The organism is Candidatus Kryptoniota bacterium (assembly GCA_036567965.1).
GTDB lineage: Bacteria > Bacteroidota > Ignavibacteria > Kryptoniales > JAKASW01 > JAKASW01.
Genome location: DATCTN010000021.1, coordinates 75,972 through 92,799 on the forward strand (window position 1 = coordinate 75,972; position 16,828 = coordinate 92,799).

At 50.5% G+C, this 16,828-nt stretch carries 11 protein-coding genes; all 11 read left to right on the top strand.

Features of this window, described 5'->3' with window-relative positions; genetic code table 11:
* Positions 1–152 precede the first annotated feature (152 nt).
* The 11 genes from VIS48_08610 to VIS48_08660 all read left to right on the top strand — a co-directional run bounded on the left by VIS48_08610 (position 153) and on the right by VIS48_08660 (position 16,735).
* Positions 153–380, top strand: coding sequence for a T9SS type A sorting domain-containing protein (locus VIS48_08610; protein ID HEY9166206.1), 228 nt, complete (start codon positions 153–155; stop codon positions 378–380).
* Between the two features lie 91 nt (positions 381–471).
* Positions 472–1,467 (top strand): hypothetical protein, encoded by a 996-nt coding sequence (locus VIS48_08615; protein ID HEY9166207.1) that lies wholly within the window; start codon positions 472–474, stop codon positions 1,465–1,467.
* A 218-nt stretch (positions 1,468–1,685) separates the two neighbouring features.
* A complete protein-coding gene (locus VIS48_08620; protein ID HEY9166208.1) occupies positions 1,686–2,447 on the top strand; it encodes a prolyl oligopeptidase family serine peptidase in 762 nt (253 codons plus the stop codon).
* A gap of 194 nt (positions 2,448–2,641) precedes the next feature.
* Positions 2,642–5,797 carry a two-component regulator propeller domain-containing protein gene (locus VIS48_08625; GenBank protein ID HEY9166209.1) on the top strand — a complete coding sequence of 1,052 codons (3,156 nt, stop codon included), beginning with the start codon at positions 2,642–2,644 and terminating at the stop codon, positions 5,795–5,797.
* Positions 5,790–6,431: a response regulator transcription factor gene (locus VIS48_08630; protein ID HEY9166210.1), complete on the top strand. Its 642-nt coding sequence runs from the start codon at positions 5,790–5,792 to the stop codon at positions 6,429–6,431. Before VIS48_08625 ends, VIS48_08630 begins: the two co-directional genes overlap by 8 nt.
* A gap of 881 nt (positions 6,432–7,312) precedes the next feature.
* Positions 7,313–7,675 carry a response regulator transcription factor gene (locus VIS48_08635; GenBank protein HEY9166211.1) on the top strand — a complete coding sequence of 121 codons (363 nt, stop codon included), beginning with the start codon at positions 7,313–7,315 and terminating at the stop codon, positions 7,673–7,675.
* Positions 7,672–11,739: an FG-GAP-like repeat-containing protein gene (locus VIS48_08640; protein HEY9166212.1), complete on the top strand. Its 4,068-nt coding sequence runs from the start codon at positions 7,672–7,674 to the stop codon at positions 11,737–11,739. Before VIS48_08635 ends, VIS48_08640 begins: the two co-directional genes overlap by 4 nt.
* A 106-nt stretch (positions 11,740–11,845) precedes the next feature.
* A complete protein-coding gene (locus tag VIS48_08645; GenBank protein HEY9166213.1) occupies positions 11,846–13,801 on the top strand; it encodes a T9SS type A sorting domain-containing protein in 1,956 nt (651 codons plus the stop codon).
* 210 nt (positions 13,802–14,011) lie between these two features.
* The gene (locus VIS48_08650; protein HEY9166214.1) at positions 14,012–14,962 is read left to right on the top strand and encodes a serine hydrolase; all 951 of its coding nucleotides are present in this window, start codon (positions 14,012–14,014) and stop codon (positions 14,960–14,962) included.
* Between the two features lie 469 nt (positions 14,963–15,431).
* Entirely contained in the window at positions 15,432–15,821 is a 390-nt protein-coding gene (locus VIS48_08655) for a DUF2203 domain-containing protein (GenBank protein ID HEY9166215.1), read from the top strand.
* An 11-nt stretch (positions 15,822–15,832) separates the two neighbouring features.
* The gene (locus VIS48_08660) at positions 15,833–16,735 is read left to right on the top strand and encodes a proline dehydrogenase family protein (GenBank protein ID HEY9166216.1); all 903 of its coding nucleotides are present in this window, start codon (positions 15,833–15,835) and stop codon (positions 16,733–16,735) included.
* Positions 16,736–16,828 lie beyond the last annotated feature (93 nt).

Sequence of the window (16,828 nt, forward strand, 5' to 3'; positions counted from 1 at the left end):
ATTCACCTTTTCGAAAAACCGTACATTTGTTCAGTTTCTGCTATACGCGTTCCTATTCATCTTCGATTGAGATACAGGAGGAGAGATGCTATCGGAACCGTTAGCGCGGACGTTACCGCTCGTTTTTCACTTTCACGAAACTATCGGAGCCCATTAAATCCGTCCACAGTTATCGAGTATCAGTTCCGACCGATAAGATGGTTTCCCTCAAGGTTTACGACACCCTGGGCAGGGAAAACAGGACATTGGTCGAAAGCCAGCAAAGTGCCGGGAATTACGCGGTTACATTCGATGCGGCGAGTCTGCCCAGCGGAATATATTTCTACACACTATCGGCCGGGAGTTATTCACAGATCAGGAAGTTGACAGTTGTCAAATAAGTTTTCAATTGACCGGCGCGACGGTTACATTTGTAGTTGAGTTGTGTTTCTTCTATCAATTGTCTCAACAAACCTAGAGGAGGTTATGCTCATGTTGCGTTTGAGGTATCTGAAAGGATTGATGCTGGTAGCTCTTCTTGCAGTTACCACCGGCGGCTGTGGTGGATGCTTCGGCTATAATACGATGGGGATCCATCTTTTCTCCATGAAGGTCGAAGTGAAGGGACCGAATAACGTTGCTCTTGTGGGGGCGGTCGTGCACTGCAGCTGCGGCGAAACCGTTACTGTCGATACGAGCGGCATCGCCACACTTCATTTCTCCGATATGGGTCCGTACTACATCTCTGTTGAGTACCAGGATAGAGTCATTTCATCGTACAATGTCTCGATGCCATCAGACGGAGGCAAGACACTCACGACGAATTATATGCCCGCGCCTGCCAACGCTGGAGAGAGTGCTCCATCCGGCGGCGGCGACAACAGCGGGTTGGCCATGATGGCTACACGGTTGTACCCCATACTGTTCCAGTATATGTTCAGCGCCTACGGATACAGCCTCGAGCTCGTTCCTTACCAGGCCGGCCAGTATACGAACTGGACGATGTCCGGCGAAAATGGACACGACTTCGAAACCCATAAGGCTTTTCTAACCCAGCTTGCGGACGGCAAGCAGTGGTGGCAGATGAATTACATCTCGAATAAGAAGGACACGATGGTAATTGAAGTCCTGTTCAGCGAAAAGCAGCAGTCAGTCAGGAGAATGAGGCAGAAGTGGGGTAATGATGCGCCGAAGGAAGTGCCTGTTACAGAGGGCTGGTACACATCGCCAATGCAATTAACTCCCGAATCAATTGACGGCGCCGTGGTTAAAAAAGGCGTGAGCGTGACGGTAGCAGCCGGAACCTTCTCGTGTGATCAACTTGAGTTCGGCGTGAATGCCGGCATGACGCTGCGACTCTGGAGGGCCGCCGGAGTCCCTGGAGGAGTCGTGAAGTATGAGATGGCGACTGACAAAGGGAAGACACTGTACTCGGGCGAACTTAATTCATTCGGTAGCGGAGCGATGACGAGTTTAGGCTCGTACTAAATGCCACAAATAGAACTGCGCCCTCACTTATGCGTTTACCTCAAACGCAATGATGTGGGGGTGCGGTTCTAAATTTTTTCGGGATTTTCCTTTGCAGCGAGACTTTGCTAACCTGCCGGATCTCCTGCCAACCAAAATTACCCGTCAAGCAGGCGGGACATTATCCTGCAATCTAGTTTGCTCCTGGAAATAACCGGCATTATTATCTTTTGCTGAAAATGTTCAGGACCAGGTTTGGTAAACAAATAGTCGCGGAATTTCTTCCGCCGGCTCGCTTTGCAACCAAGCAGAAAATCATAATCCTCTGCGACGGCATGCCCGGGATTCCCAGGAAGCAGCAGCTCGTTGAGTTCCTTTCAGCCAAAGGATTTTGGGTAATATATCCTCGGTACCGCGGAGCATGGGAGAGCGGCGGTGAATTTCTGAAAGAGTCTCCGGAAAAGGATATTGCGATAATTCTCGACGCACTCCCGAAAGGCTTTACAGAAACTGCATTCGGGAAAAAGTTCAAGCTGGTCCCGGATGAACTATACATCATTGGCGGAAGTTTTGGCGGAACTGTTTCTATCCTTTGTTCGCTGGACGATCGAGTCAAGAAAGTTGTTGCGAATTGTCCGGTAGTCGACTGGAAGATTCTACCGTCCGAACAGAAGAAGGAGACGTCCGAAATCAAGTACTCGGACTACATCCGGTCCGCATTCGGGAACGGCTATCGTCTCTCTCAAAAAAATTGGAACAAGTTGTTTTCCGGAAAATTCTTTAATCCTTCATATCATAGTGATGAATTCGATGCGTCGAAAGTCCTTATGTTCCACACGAAGGACGATCCGTTTGTCCCTTGGAGAGACGTAAAGAGGTTTTCCGACAGGACCGGAATCGAACTGGTACTTCTTACTAAAGGCGGCCACCTGAGAACGGAATTCGTCGTGACAAAATACTGGGACAGGATCTCTCGCTTCTTCGCCCGGTCGGATCGCTGAACGAATTTCAATTATCATCCGCGGTGAGGGGAACTTCTATTTTACCGTCTGGGTTGAGGCATACGATAATACGAGGGGAGTCGGCAACCAATTATGACTATATCGACCGATTGGAACGAAAATTTCCGAATCTCGTTCCGCAGATTCGCTGATGACTTTCATTGGAAACGAACTGCCGCTTGAGTCTCCCTGGATTGTTGATTTTTCTCAGATTGTTGTGCCTCGGCTGTCTGCTCTGCGCTACTCTCGCTCCTCAGCTCGCCCGCGCCCAGGAGAGAGACATACGGTTCCAGCATCTTTCAATAGAACAAGGGTTGTCGCAGAGCTCCGTCTTTTCAATCACCCAGGACCGGAGCGGCTATATGTGGTTCGCTACCCAGGACGGACTCAACCGCTATGATGGATATTCGTTTGTCCATTATGAACATGACGACGGCGATTCCACCTCTCTCTCCGATAATTATGTAAATGTAGTTTTCATGGACCACACTGGTACGCTATGGACGGGAACCAGGGGTGGAGGTGTCGACAGGTTCGTTCCTGCTACGGGAAGTTTCGTGCGCTACCGACACAGCTCAACAAGTGAAAACACAATCAGCGACGATGAGGTGAGATGCATATGTGAGGATCGTGACGGTACCCTTTGGGTGGGAACTTCGGGCGGCCTCGATCGCTACGACCGAGCGGCTGACAGATTCATCAGGTGCTCTCACAACCCGCGTGACGCCGCGAGCATTCCTCCAGGCCTTGTGGAATGTCTGTTCGAGGACGCGATAGGTAATTTGTGGATTGGGATGCTCGGATCGCTTGAAATCTTCGAGAAATCCACGGGAAAATTCTCACCGGTGGCTCTTCCCGTTCCGGGCACACTTTGCGTCTGGATATCCGAGGACGATGGCGGCCATATCTGGATCGCAATGCAGAATCAATTCTACATATATAAAGACGGTAAGTGGAGTCCCGCCTCAACGAAAATCAAGGGCGACACGATTCAAATCATAAACAGAATCCTGAAGGATCGAGATGGTGTAATGTGGTACGGCGGGAACGGCGGCCTTCTACGCTACAATAAGCATAGGAATAAACTGGACAGGTTTACTAATATATCAAACGATCCATTGAGCTTAAGCGGAAATTCAATTTTGTCGCTGTACCAGGATAGGGAGGGAATTCTCTGGGTCGGGACATATGATGGGGTCAACAAGTATGCGCCCGCGGAATTTAAGTTTCGACACGTGAAGCTGAGTCCGGATGTTGCCAAGCCCGAAGGTTGGAACAAGATCAGGAGCTTTTGCGAAGACCCGTACGGCAGAATCTGGGTCGCCACTCAGCAAGGGCTTATGACTTACGACCGAAAGAAAGACGTCCTGGCGCGCGTCGCGAACAATTCCTGGTATCAATCTGCAACTACCCCGCGACTTATTTGGTCGCTCCTGGAAGACGAAACATACAAATTGCCGACGATCTGGGTCGGCACGAACGGAGACGGCCTGATTAGAATGACTGTCGGTAAGAGCGGCTCGGAAGGATTCACCAGATTCATCCCACGTCGTGGAGATAATCACAGCATCAGTAGTCCATCGCCTGAAACGCTATACGAAACCCGTGATGGCACGCTGTGGATCGGGACGCTGTGGGAAGGACTGAATCGCTTCGATAAGAAGACAGGGACATTTACGCGTTACGTCAATAGCCCTTCGGATCCTGAGAGTCTCAGCGGTAACGAGGTGTGGTCCCTTTACCAGGACAGTTCCGGAAGCTTGTGGGTGGGCACAGGTGGCGATGGACTCGACAAGCTCGACATCCCGAACGGACGATTCACCCGCTTCCGCCACGACCCGCGCGACCCATCGAGTCTGAGCGATGATAAAGTGACCGCGATCGTGGAAGGTAGGAACAGTTCTCTCTGGATCGGAACCTACTCAGGGCTGAATGAATTTGACACACGCTCCGGCAAGTTCCGGCACTACACTGTACGCGACGGTCTGCCGAACAATGTCGTGTACGGGATCGCGGACGATCATGAAGGCGATTTGTGGATCAGTACGAACAGCGGGTTGTCCCGATTCTCGATTTCGGATCACACTTTTAGAAACTACGATGCCGGTGACGGCCTCCAGAGCAACGAATTCAACCACGGTGCCGAGTATCTCACGCGGGAACGTGAACTTCTCTTCGGTGGAGTGAACGGCTTCAGCATCTTCTACCCGGATAGTCTTCCAGAAAACAAAAACATTCCTGACGTGGTAATCACGGATTTCAAGATCTTCAACAAATCGGTGAGACCCGGCAACGGTCCTCTCACGAGCGACATAAGTGCCGCGAGTGAGGTGCGGCTATCCTACAACGACGCCGTCATCTCATTCGACTTCGCCGCTCTTGAATACACTAATCCCGAAAAGAACCGGTATGCGTACAAGATGGATGGCTTTGACAAGGACTGGGTTTATGCGGGATCACGGCGTGAAGCCACCTACACAAATCTCGATCCGGGCAAATATGTTTTTGAAGTTAAAGCAGCGAACAGTGACGGACTCTGGGGCACAACTCCGAAGTCAATATCAATTCTGATATCGCCGCCGTTCTGGGCAACATGGTGGTTTCGGTCGGGTGTCGCGCTCATGTTCCTTTCTTTTGGTCCGCTCGTGTATCTCAAACGTGTCAGCGCACTAAAGAAGAAGCAGAATCTTCAACAGGAATTCTCAAGGAGACTCATCGAGTCGCAGGAGGCGGAACGGAAGCGTGTTGCAGCAGAGCTTCACGACAGCATCGGCCAGGATCTGCTCGTTATCAAGAACAAGTTGTTGCTCGGTCTGCAATCTGGAAATAGTGCTGACGGGGGGTCAAGAGATTTCGAAGAAGTCGTCGAGCATGTTACCGGATCTATAAAACATGTGCGGGAAATCTCAAGAAATCTTCGACCGATTCAACTTGATCAGATCGGACTCACCTCTGCGCTTGAGTCCGTGGTGGAGGTCGCAGCGGAATCATCCCAAATTCAACCTACTTTACAGATCGATAACATTGACAATCTTCTGAGTAAAGAGAGCGAGATAAATTTTTTCCGTATTGTCCAGGAGAGCCTGAATAATATCATCAAACATTCGCAGGCATCGGAGCTTAGCGTGATAATCATAAAATCTGACCGGATGTTGACGCTTGAAATCAAAGACAACGGACGGGGAATGGATCTTCGCGAAGCGGGCAGAAGTCGGAATAAAGGACTTGGTCTCACGGGGATGGTGGAACGCTCGAGAATACTCGGCGGTGAACTACGGCTGGAATCGAGTCCCGGGAAAGGAGCGAAGGTGACTTTGAAAGTCCCACTTGGAGCGAAAGACAGTGGCTGACACGAGGACAGTCGTCATTGCAGACGATCATCCGCTATTTCGGGCTGGTGTGAGACAGTCGTTGGAGAAAGACAACACGCTGCGAATCGTGGGAGAGGTCGACAATGGTGCCGACGCCCTGACACTCATTCAAGATTTGAAACCGGATTTCGCGATTCTAGATATCCAGATGCCGAAATTGACAGGACTGGAAGTGGCAAAGCGCGCAGAGCAGATCGGCTTGCAGACCCGAGTTATTCTCCTCACCATGATAGATGACCGCAAAATATTTCTTGAAGCAATGGAGTGCGGAGTGAGGGGATATGTTTTGAAAGACAGCGCGGTAAATGAGATCAACCACGCGATCGAGTCAATCTCGGACGACAAATATTACATCAGCCCTTCGCTCTCGGGTTTGCTGGTGGAAAGAAGGAAGGGTGGACATCTCCCTCCTGAATTAAAAGAACTGACTCCGACAGAGCAGCGCATAGTTAGGCTTGTCGCCGAGCTGAAATCAAACCAGGAAATCGCTGACGAGCTATTCATAAGCAAACGTACTGTGGAGAATCACAAGGCAAACATATCAAGAAAGCTCAAACTCGACGGTACCAACTCACTCCTGAAACTTGCCCTAAAGCACAAATCCGTCCTCTAGTATTCTGACCTTAAAATCCATTTGATCTAATATTAGATAGCGCGTGCCGGGCGCAAATCGGCAATCCCGCTGAATCGTTTGCTTTCTCTTGAATCGGATTGCCTCAATTCTCGCCTGCTGATCAAAAACAAATCTCATTTCAGACTTCAGACTGTTGATTAGTCCGCGCCGCCCAATTGCTCTGACCGTTGACCCGCTGAAGAAATCAAACCCGCCCTCTCCAAACATCACCTCGATTTGTGAAAGTCGGCCTACCGCATTTGTTGTCATTTCACTGGGCATCTGCTACGACGGTGCAATTCAGTTGCTCGATGGCTCAGGACCCCTGATGCAGCACTGCAGGACTCGTGACGCAAAAGTGCAAGACACTTGATGCAGCTGTGCAATGTATCTGATGCGCCGGTGCAAAATACATCATGCGACATCGAAAGGCATTTGTTGCCACCCCGCAAGCCATTTGCTGCGATGTCGCAAGACACTTGATGCGACGGTGTCCGGCACTTGATACGACGGTGTCTGGCACTTGATACGACGGTGTCTGGCACTTGATGCGGCGGTGTCCGGCACTTGATGCGACGGTGTCCGGCACTTGATGCGAGGGTGTCCGGCACTTGATGCGACGGTGTCCGGCACTTGATACGACGGTGTCCGGCACTTAATGCGACGGTGTCCGGCACTTAATGCGACGGTGTCTGGCACTTGATGCGACCTTTAGGTCGCATCATAAAACAAACCTCCTAAGCGGGCTTTAGCCCAATTCCTTTGCCCCTCGTGCGTTAACTCACGGAAGTCATGAGTTAATCCACATTAAAAAGTGAGTATACCCCGATTTCCGATCTGCTAAAACGCAGTTACTTTTGAATTGGAATTTTAGTCGTGAAATGGAAAGACTCATATTGAAATTTCTTATCGTGGACGATAACAAAACATTTCGTGAAACTCTGACCCGGTTTGTCAAGCTTGACGGAGATGAGGTGATTGAATGCGAAGATGGGAATGAGGCTCCGGAAGCATACCTTCTCCACCGCCCGGATTGGGTGCTCATGGATATTCACATGAAGGATGTCGGTGGCATCCAGGCGACCGCCGGAATAATAGCAGTCGATCCGCAGGCGAAGGTTGTTATCGTGACTGATTATGGCGATAAGTTCTTCCGTCGCGCTGCTGAAAAAGCAGGGGCGGTCGGCTTCGTTGTAAAGGACGAACTGTCTGAATTACAGTTGATAGTAAGGAGAGCAAAATGAAAGAGATGCTAAGGCTTGTCGCGATTGCAATTGTGATGATAAGTTCTGCTGCGGGTTTGTATGCGCAAACGATCAGCTCGTTCAACCCGCTGGCAGCAAGAGTGGGGAGCACCGTTGTAATCACCGGTACTGGATTCAGTTCCACCGCATCGAATAACACCGTTCGGTTCGGCCAGGAAACAGCGACTGTAAGCAACGCCACTTCCACGTCGCTCACTGTCGTCGTGCCGGTCTCAGCTTCATATGGCCCCATAAGCGTCGAAGTCGCCGGCTCAGGGACTGCGATTTCCACTCTATCCTTCGATCCGGAATTTTCATCGGGCGATTTGTCCACCTCATCCGGCACACTCAGTCAGACAATCTCTATCGGCGGAAGTCCGTCAGTGCCATTTCTCGTCGACATGGACGGTGATGGAAAGCCTGATGTTCTGATAACCCGTCCATCTGCTGGCACGATTTCGTATCTGCACAACACGAGTTCGTCCGGAACCATTTCATTTGCCTCACCACAGGAACTGTCAACAGGTACTGCTTATTCAAAACGAATCGTAACGGCCGACTTTGATGGAGACGGCAGGACAGACTTCCTTGTAGTTTCGGAGTCGGGCGTAAACCTCTTCCGAAACACCGGCACTTCTTCGAATCCGAGTTTCACTCTTTGGCAGACTTTCAATAATCCCGATATGACCGGCGGTTCATGGCAGGTTCAATCAGGAGAGATAGAATTAGGGCAGTCCATCGGTATCCTGGCGCTTATTGTCGGCGAGGAACCTCCCTCGTCATTCCCGGATAACAGCGTGGTCTGGGTCCCGAATTATATCACCAACATGAGAGCGGAAGATGTCGTAGTCGCCGACTTCAACGGAGACGGCATGCCGGATTTCGCAATAGCCTATGCAGGAGATCCGGCCGTGAATGTAAACGGTCGAGTGAGGGTGTATCTGACCCAGAAGGTTTTTGGGATCACCACTTTCAATCTAGCGTACGATGCCGAGATACATCAGCCGGTATTCAATAACGAACTGGACGCTTACAGCCTCGCCGTCGGCGATCTCAACGGCGACGGGAGACCCGACCTGGTCGTTGGAGGAAACTTCGATGCCTTCTCTTCATCTGGCATGGTTAGCGTCTTGATGAATGTGAACGGAAATAGTTTCGTGCCCGCATTGAATTGGTATCAGAATGCGCGTACCGAGCGCGTGGTCGTCGCCGATTTTGACGGCGATTCGAAACCCGACATTGGATATGAATCGATCGACGATCACACGATTCGCGTCCGAAGGAACGAATGCTCCGGCGATACGATCCAGTTTTCCGATCCTGTCGTATTGTCATCCACCTTGGGTGAGAACTCATTACAGGTTGCAGACTATGACGGCGACGGGATGCCAGATCTTGTTTGGGCAAGCGAAGCGGGAGGTAACTACATAAAGATCGCGCGGAATACAAGCACATCAGGATCGATTTCATTTGCATCCCCCGTATCGGTCAATGTCTCGGGATTCGATTTCCCGGGCGCCATTGCCGTCGGTGACCTCGATGGAGACGGTCGGCCGGACGTAGTGACAGTAAAACAAGTTTCCGACGAAGTTGGCGTAATCCAGAACGAGGTGCCTCCTTATTCTCTATCACACTCCACAATCAACATGTCTCCCGACTCTATCTTGAAAAATGGAACCTCTACTGCGACACTCCAGATCAAGGACGTGAACGGCAACAGTCTCTCCACTTCCGGACTTTCAGTTGCGTTCTCGCTAACAGGGAGCGGCACCAGCTCTGGCACATTCGGTGCGACCACGAATGGTAGCGGAACGTATTCGGCAACATTTACCGGAACTGCAGTCGGAACTCAGAACGGAGTCACCGCGAACATAAACGGTTCGCCTCTTTCGTCAGCTCCCGCGGGGATCACAGTTTCGGCAGGTACAGCTTCGATCGCGCATTCGACGATAACAATCTCGCGCTCGCAGCTGGCAGCCTCATCGTCCGCAACCGTCTGCTTGCAGGCACGAGACGCGAACGGAGACTCGCTGACTACAGGCGGCCTGACAGGAATAACATTCTTCCTTACCGGCTCAGGAACAAGCTCGGGTTCTTTCGGAACGGTTGCTGACAGCGGTAACGGGAAATATTACACGACATTCACAGCGTCCACTTCAGGTACCGCAAGAAGCGTTAGCGCGCGATCTTCGACTGACACCGTGAAGACAACTCTTCCGACGGTGACCGTAAACGCAGGAACATTTTCCACGAGCACCTCAGTGCTAAGCGTCTCGGCTACTTCAGTACTGATTTATGACTCGATCTCCGTGACATTGCAGGTTAAAGACGGCTCGGGTAACAACGTGACGGTCGGGGGCCTGGATGTCGAGATTCAGATATTCGGTAGCACCAACCCTTACGACAATGGCAAGGGTTATTTGACGTCTGTCGTCGACAATCAGAATGGAACCTACTCGGCGAAGTTTATAGGCCTTTCTCCGGGATCCGGGACGGGTTTAATCGCTTATATCTATAATCCCAATCCCGGTTACATGACATATCAGATGGTGTATTCCTTCCCTTCGCAGGTGACTGTCAATCCTCGTCCATTCTCTTTCGCGAACTCGTATGTGGCCGTGAGCCAAGCGACGACAATTGTCGGAGGTCAGGTATACTTTTCTTTTATCGCCAATAATGACTTGAACCAAGCGTACACGCAGCAGGACATTACTGTCGCGATTACTCTTACGAACGACGGCACGGCGAGCGGCTCAGCGCTCGGTGCACTCCAATACACGAACTCAGGATATTATTCATACATATGGCAGGCTTCCGGGGTCGGGACCGCGCGCACTCTCATAGCGACTGTGAATGGTGATACGGTAAAGACAACAAGGCCCACCATAACCGTGCTGCCGTACGGCACCGCCCTCAGTTACCCGGGTCATTCTCAAACTGCTGTACCTACCGACACGACGTTCAGCTGGTACGCTTCGTCCGGGGCGACTTCATATCGGGTGCAGATCGTCGCCGACTCTTCAAACGGGACCATCATTGTCGATTCGAGCGGTATCACCGGGACTCAACTAGCGGTTTCGGGTCTATGGAATTACAGAAATTACGTCTGGCGTGTCGTGGTGTACCTCGACACGGTTCAGGGCGCCTATTCCAACGACTATTCGTTCAGAACTGTCGTGCGTGCACCGATTCTCGCATCACCGACTCCGAGAGAGACCAACATGCAGACAACAGTCCCGTTCAAGTGGGATTCCACACTCGGTGCGAATTCATATGAGTTGCAGTTGGCTACGGATTCTTTATTTAATACAATCGTAAGCGATCGGACAGGATTGACGACGTTCATAGATACATTGAGTTCGCTTTCTGCCGGCACGAGGTATTTCTGGCGAGTGACGGCATCAGGTGACGGAGGGACAAGCGGATATTCCGAGGTCAGGAGCTTCACCGCGGCGGACCATTCACTCGCCGTCCAGGCGACTGACTTCAAAGCATTGCCCGATATCGGCTCGGTCACCCTTTCCTGGCGCACTCAATCGGAACTCAATAATGCCGGCTTCAATGTTCTACGCAAGGATCCTGGATCGTCTGAATTCAAACTCATCTCCACCTATGCGTCGAATGACAGTCTGAGAGGCATCGGAACAAGCCCGACGGGAAGGAGCTATGATTTCACGGACAACAGGATCAACTCCGGCAGCAAATACTCGTACGAATTTCAATGCGTGTCGTCGAGCGGAGCAAGCAACTATCTCGACACACTGAGTGTCACAACGGCAATTCCGAAGTCCTATGCACTGTACCAGAATTATCCAAATCCATTCAACCCCTCGACGACCATCAGGTTCGATTTGAAACAAAGTTCGAATGTCGTTCTGGAAATTTTCAACACCATCGGACAACGAGTGGAAGAATTCAATTATGGACAGATGAACGCGGGAAGATTCAACGAGAGCATAAACATGTCGAGGTTTGCAAGCGGCGTGTACTTCTACCGAATCATCGTAAATAGTATCGACAACGAGAGATTCGTGTCGATAAAGAAACTCGTTCTGTTGAAATAAGAGGGCAGTAACCTTGCGAAGGTTCCTTAGTTATTGCTGGATACCCTTCGCAAGGTTCACTGTGTAACCTTCGCAAGGTCGACTAAAGTTTTATAAGGAGATAAAGATGCGCAGATTGATATACAGCTGTTCGATTGTACTCTCACTCATCTTTTGTGAGTACGCCTTTTCTCAAACCCCCGTTCAGCCGCCCGGGAGCGGGACGATGGGAGATCCTTATCAGGTCGGCACATTGTCCAATCTTGCATGGATCCAGGACGTGGCGAACGATACTGCGTGGAATTCTTACTATGTCCAGACCGCAGACATTGATGCCTCGTCAGACTCTACATGGAACTCTCATTACGGGTTCGCTCCCATCGGTTTTTACCCCGGCGTGTATTTCGGCGGGACATACGACGGCGGCGGGCACACGATAACAGGTCTCTACATCTCGAAGGTGGACAGCAATTACGACGGCCTTTTCGGATACACTCAGGGTGCGACGATATTAAACCTCGGGCTCATCAACGTGAACGTAACCGGAGGGACCGCCGTGGGCGGATTGGGAGGAGAGTTTTACGGGAACACGGTCGTCAGAAATTGCTACGTCACGGGAAATGTATCGGGAGGAGGTCTGGTGGGCGGGCTGATCGGCTGGACGGAAACCAGCTCGAGTGTGATTCACTCATACAGCCACGCGAGTGTATCGGCTTCGCTCGGTCCGGTGGGAGGACTCGTGGGTTGGAACGACTTTTCCGCGATCGACAGCTGTTACAGTACGGCAGTCGTGAGCGCTGAGCCGGGATGTGGGGGACCAGTCGGAGGATTCGTAGGTGAAAGTTCATCATCGACCATTACTCACAGTCACAGCACCGCTTCGGTTTCAGCGCCGGGGACCGGCACGAGTTACATCGGCGGATTCGTTGGGCAAAGCTATCCGACAGACACCATCAGCACCTGCTATAGCAATGGGACAGTCACGAGCAACGGCTCGATAATCGGAGGGTTCTCCGGGTACAACGTAACGTCTCTAACGACAGATTGCTATTCGACGACGACCCTCGTTTGCGCTTCATCCTGCGACTGGGTCGGCGGATTCGTTGGGCAAATCCAAAACTCAACGGACAGCAATTGTTACAGCACTTCAAACGCGACAGGCAGCGTGTTTGTCGGCGGCTATTCCGCAGAGATCATGAATAGCGCAGTCGTAAGCAAATGCTATTCGGTTGGACATGTGAGCGGTAGCGCGCTTGCCGGCGGCTTCACAGGGTATGTGAACAGTTCGACGGTCGACAGCTCATTCTGGGACATGGACTCGTCCGGCTGGAGTACGAGCGCGGGCGGTGAAGGGAAGACCGATGCTGAGATGAAGACAGGATCTACATTCACAAACGCGCTCTGGGATTTCAGCGGAACGTGGGCAATAAACGTCGCAGTGAATAGTGGATATCCATACCTAATAGGTACGACTGATATTTCACTTCCTGTCCAGGCAACCGGTTTTACGGCTACTGCCGCCGCAGGTTCGATTTCGCTTTCGTGGAGAACACAATCGGAAGTGAATAATGCGGGATTTGTGGTGATGAGAGAGCAGTCAGGTATTAACGGTTGGCAGTTAGCTGGTAGTTACGTGACAGACAAGAATCTTGAAGGATTAGGTACAAGCAGTTCCGGGAGAAGTTATTCATTCACCGATGATAAAGTCATTTCAGGTAAAACATATAACTACAAAATCCAGAGCGTATCTACTGATGGAACTACAAAAGACTTATCTACTCTAACCGTTACTGTAGACGTACCGAAGAGTTATGCATTGTACCAGAACTATCCGAATCCTTTTAATCCAGGTACAACCGTAAGCTTCGACCTGAAAAAGACTTCGACTGTGGCAATAGACATTTACAATACACTCGGCCAACGCGTCGAAGAGTTGAATTATGGCACCTTGACTTCGGGTAGGTACAGCGAGAGCATAAACATGTCGAGGTTTGCAAGCGGCGTGTACTTCTACAGGATCGTCGCACAGGGAATCGACAACGAGAGATTTGTTTCGATGAAGAAGCTGGTGCTGTTGAAGTAGAATTGTCGTCGAATGAAGAACCGTACCAAGTCTAATTCCCATTACGCAGAATTGTATTAGGACAGGCATGGTGACGACTTGCATTTCGAAGAGTATCACTCAGTGATGTATTTGCGATTAATTTGCTTTTGACTTCCTGTTTCATTAATCGCATTTGAAGATCTCATTCGCCATATTGCTGCGTCGATCACTAATTGTAAGAGAGTCACTATGCGCCGCCGCTTTAGCTCGTTGTTCGTGTTGCTTTTCGCCTGCGCGCAATTCTCCAACGCGCAAGAAGTGAAAGTCCCGGAATATTTCAAAGTAGATACTCTTCTTTCCGATTCCCTCAGACAGTTCGTCAGGTCAGTCGGTCTAGACAGTACCTTTAATGTCGGAGCCGACGGCACGGAGCAGGTATCTTTCGCTGTAGTGGACCTCGATGGAGCGGAACCCATTCTCGGGGGAGTTAACTACGATAATTTCATTTATCCCGCCAGTGTCTACAAAATATATGTCGCAATGCAGGTGCTGAAGGAAATATATAGTGGCGACTATTTTCTGACGTCCCCATATGTAGTGAGGTCACCAAATGCAGTGGATGTGGGTAAACAGATCGACTGGGACCCCCGCCCGACGTTAAAGGACGGTGATACGGTCACGATCAATTATCTCCTCGATCTCATGATCACGCGAAGCGATAATTCCGCGGCGAATTGTTTGATCGATGTGGCACGGAGAGACAGCATAAATCAAACAATGCACGACTACGGATGGTACGGCAGTGAAGTCACCAGAAAATTTCTAGGGAGGGATGTTGAAGACTCGGCCTACAAAACCATTCGCGGCACCGAAACGTGCGCGCTTCACGCCGCCGATTTCATGTACAGGGTTTATACGAATCAGCTCGTAAGCCCATGGGTCAGCATGCAAATGAAGGCTCTCCTCGGCAGACAGCTCGACACGACAAAAATATCGGCCGGACTTCCGCCTAACACAATGTTTTATCACAAAACAGGATGGTGGAGTTTTTGGACAAACGATGTCGGTATAGTAGATAACGGAAAAATGAAATACATCATTTCGTGTTTCACTCCCGTCGACGAAATCACTGCTGGCCCGAGAATGAAAGAATTGTCCCGCAAGGTATTTGATTTGTTGAAGCGAAGAGACGGTAACTGATATTCAACCGAGCGGTCATTCCGGCCTCCCTCCACCCAATCGGGGAGGGGAATGGCAATCGGGTTCGTTTCCTACGTCTGACCACTTCTGATTAGTCCGCAGGTCTTCCGTAAGATCCTCGACGCGGATTGAATTTCTTCTGATTCCTACAAAATAATGGACCTTCTGCAATTGCTTTCGGCAATCGCGCATTGATGCCGGTACACCATCTTCCGTGTGCCTCCCAAGCGCACCCATCTGTTTTTCCCTGGTTGATTCCAGGAAAATGAACAGAGACGTAGCCAGGGTAGACACCGGGATTAACTCTCAATCCTCAGTGTCTGTGTGCGTCTCGTGGTTTAGTTCACCAAAAAGACATAGATGGATTGCTTAGACGGAAACAGACAGGAGATGACCAGAGTGGTCGACTAGTCGCACTGTGTTCTCGTTTTGGATTGATTCTCCGCGCCCTCGCTGATAAATTACTTCAATGTCTTCTAATTCTCGGCACTTCACTCTTGACGAAGCTCGTTCTGTCCTCGGGACACTTCTTCCCGACTTATCGCGGATGGTGGAGCTGAAGAAAATCCTCAACGCGAAGAACTATGATGTCTATCGGCATGCGTATTTCGGCGGCGGCGGTCCGAACGGCACCAAACACTATCCGCCGGAGCTTGAGGAGTTGGTGGAAATAGCGCAGCACTTCGCTGAAGCCGGCGTCGCTGTGAAGAGCCTGGATCAGGGTCTGATTGACTTTCCACATATCAGAAAAAATGGTGAAGAAGTCTACCTCTGTTACAAACTGGGGGAAGACGACATACTTTTCTGGCATCCCATCAAAACAGGATTTGCCGGAAGAAAAAGCACAACACAATTGTGAATGGAGTCCAGATGAACCCGCTGAACAACATGATGGTCTCAACTCTACAGGTATTCCCAAAATCGTTCATAAAAAAATTCGCGATGCGTTATATCGCTGGTGAACATATCGAGGACGCAGTCTCACTTGTCAGGAAACTTAACACTAGTCGGATGATGGCTACTATCGATGTCCTCGGAGAAAACATCACTACCAAGGACGAGGCTCTCGAATCGACGAGAGCGGCGGAAGAGGTGCTCCAGGTCATAAGCGCGAGCAATCTGGATGCAAATCTTTCGATCAAACTGACCCAATTCGGTCTTAACATCGACAAGGATTTTTGCTTTAATAATGTAAAGAGGATTCTCGACACAGCAAGGAGCCGTGGGAATTTTGTCCGCATCGACATGGAGGACTCCTCTACTACAACAGCTACACTCGACATCTACGAGCGATTTCGCAAAGCAGGGTTTGATAACACCGGAGTCGTGATCCAGGCATACATGCGAAGGAGCGAGTCTGACGTCAAGAGACTCATCGATATGAAAGCCAACGTCAGATTGTGCAAAGGGATTTATATTGAACCTGAGAGCATTGCGTTTAAGAAAAAGGACGAGATTAGGAAAAATTATGTCAAGCTGCTGAACATGTTGATGGAAGCGAAATCCGGAGTCGCGGTCGCGACGCATGACGATTATCTGATTGATGCCGCTTACGAGTCGATATCGCGCTTCGGCCTCAAACCGTCCGAATACGAGTTCCAGATGCTCCTGGGCGTCAGAGCTGACCTCAGAGACAGGATCGTAGCGGACGGAAAAATGCTTAGAGTGTATGTCCCGTTCGGCAAGCACTGGTACGCCTACTCGATCAGGCGATTCAAAGAGAACCCTCAGGTTGCGGGATACGTGTTCAAGGCAGTCTTCACGGGACGGTAGCAAACGCTTAACGAACGAGTCTGCGATCTTGTAAGCTGGTGGGTCTGTTCAGGAATCACCAGACTAGTACGCCGCATTGGATAGAGAAGGATT

Excerpts from the sequence above, each read along its gene's own strand:
- VIS48_08660 (HEY9166216.1), top strand. The coding sequence starts at position 15,833 with ATGAACCCGCTGAACAACATGATGGTCTCAACTCTACAGGTATTCCCA.
- VIS48_08655 (HEY9166215.1), top strand. The coding sequence starts at position 15,432 with ATGTCTTCTAATTCTCGGCACTTCACTCTTGACGAAGCTCGTTCTGTC.
- VIS48_08650 (HEY9166214.1), top strand. The coding sequence starts at position 14,012 with ATGCGCCGCCGCTTTAGCTCGTTGTTCGTGTTGCTTTTCGCCTGCGCG.
- VIS48_08640 (HEY9166212.1), top strand. The coding sequence starts at position 7,672 with ATGAAAGAGATGCTAAGGCTTGTCGCGATTGCAATTGTGATGATAAGT.
- VIS48_08635 (HEY9166211.1), top strand. The coding sequence starts at position 7,313 with ATGGAAAGACTCATATTGAAATTTCTTATCGTGGACGATAACAAAACA.
- VIS48_08615 (HEY9166207.1), top strand. The coding sequence starts at position 472 with ATGTTGCGTTTGAGGTATCTGAAAGGATTGATGCTGGTAGCTCTTCTT.
- VIS48_08620 (HEY9166208.1), top strand. The coding sequence starts at position 1,686 with ATGTTCAGGACCAGGTTTGGTAAACAAATAGTCGCGGAATTTCTTCCG.
- VIS48_08645 (HEY9166213.1), top strand. The coding sequence starts at position 11,846 with ATGCGCAGATTGATATACAGCTGTTCGATTGTACTCTCACTCATCTTT.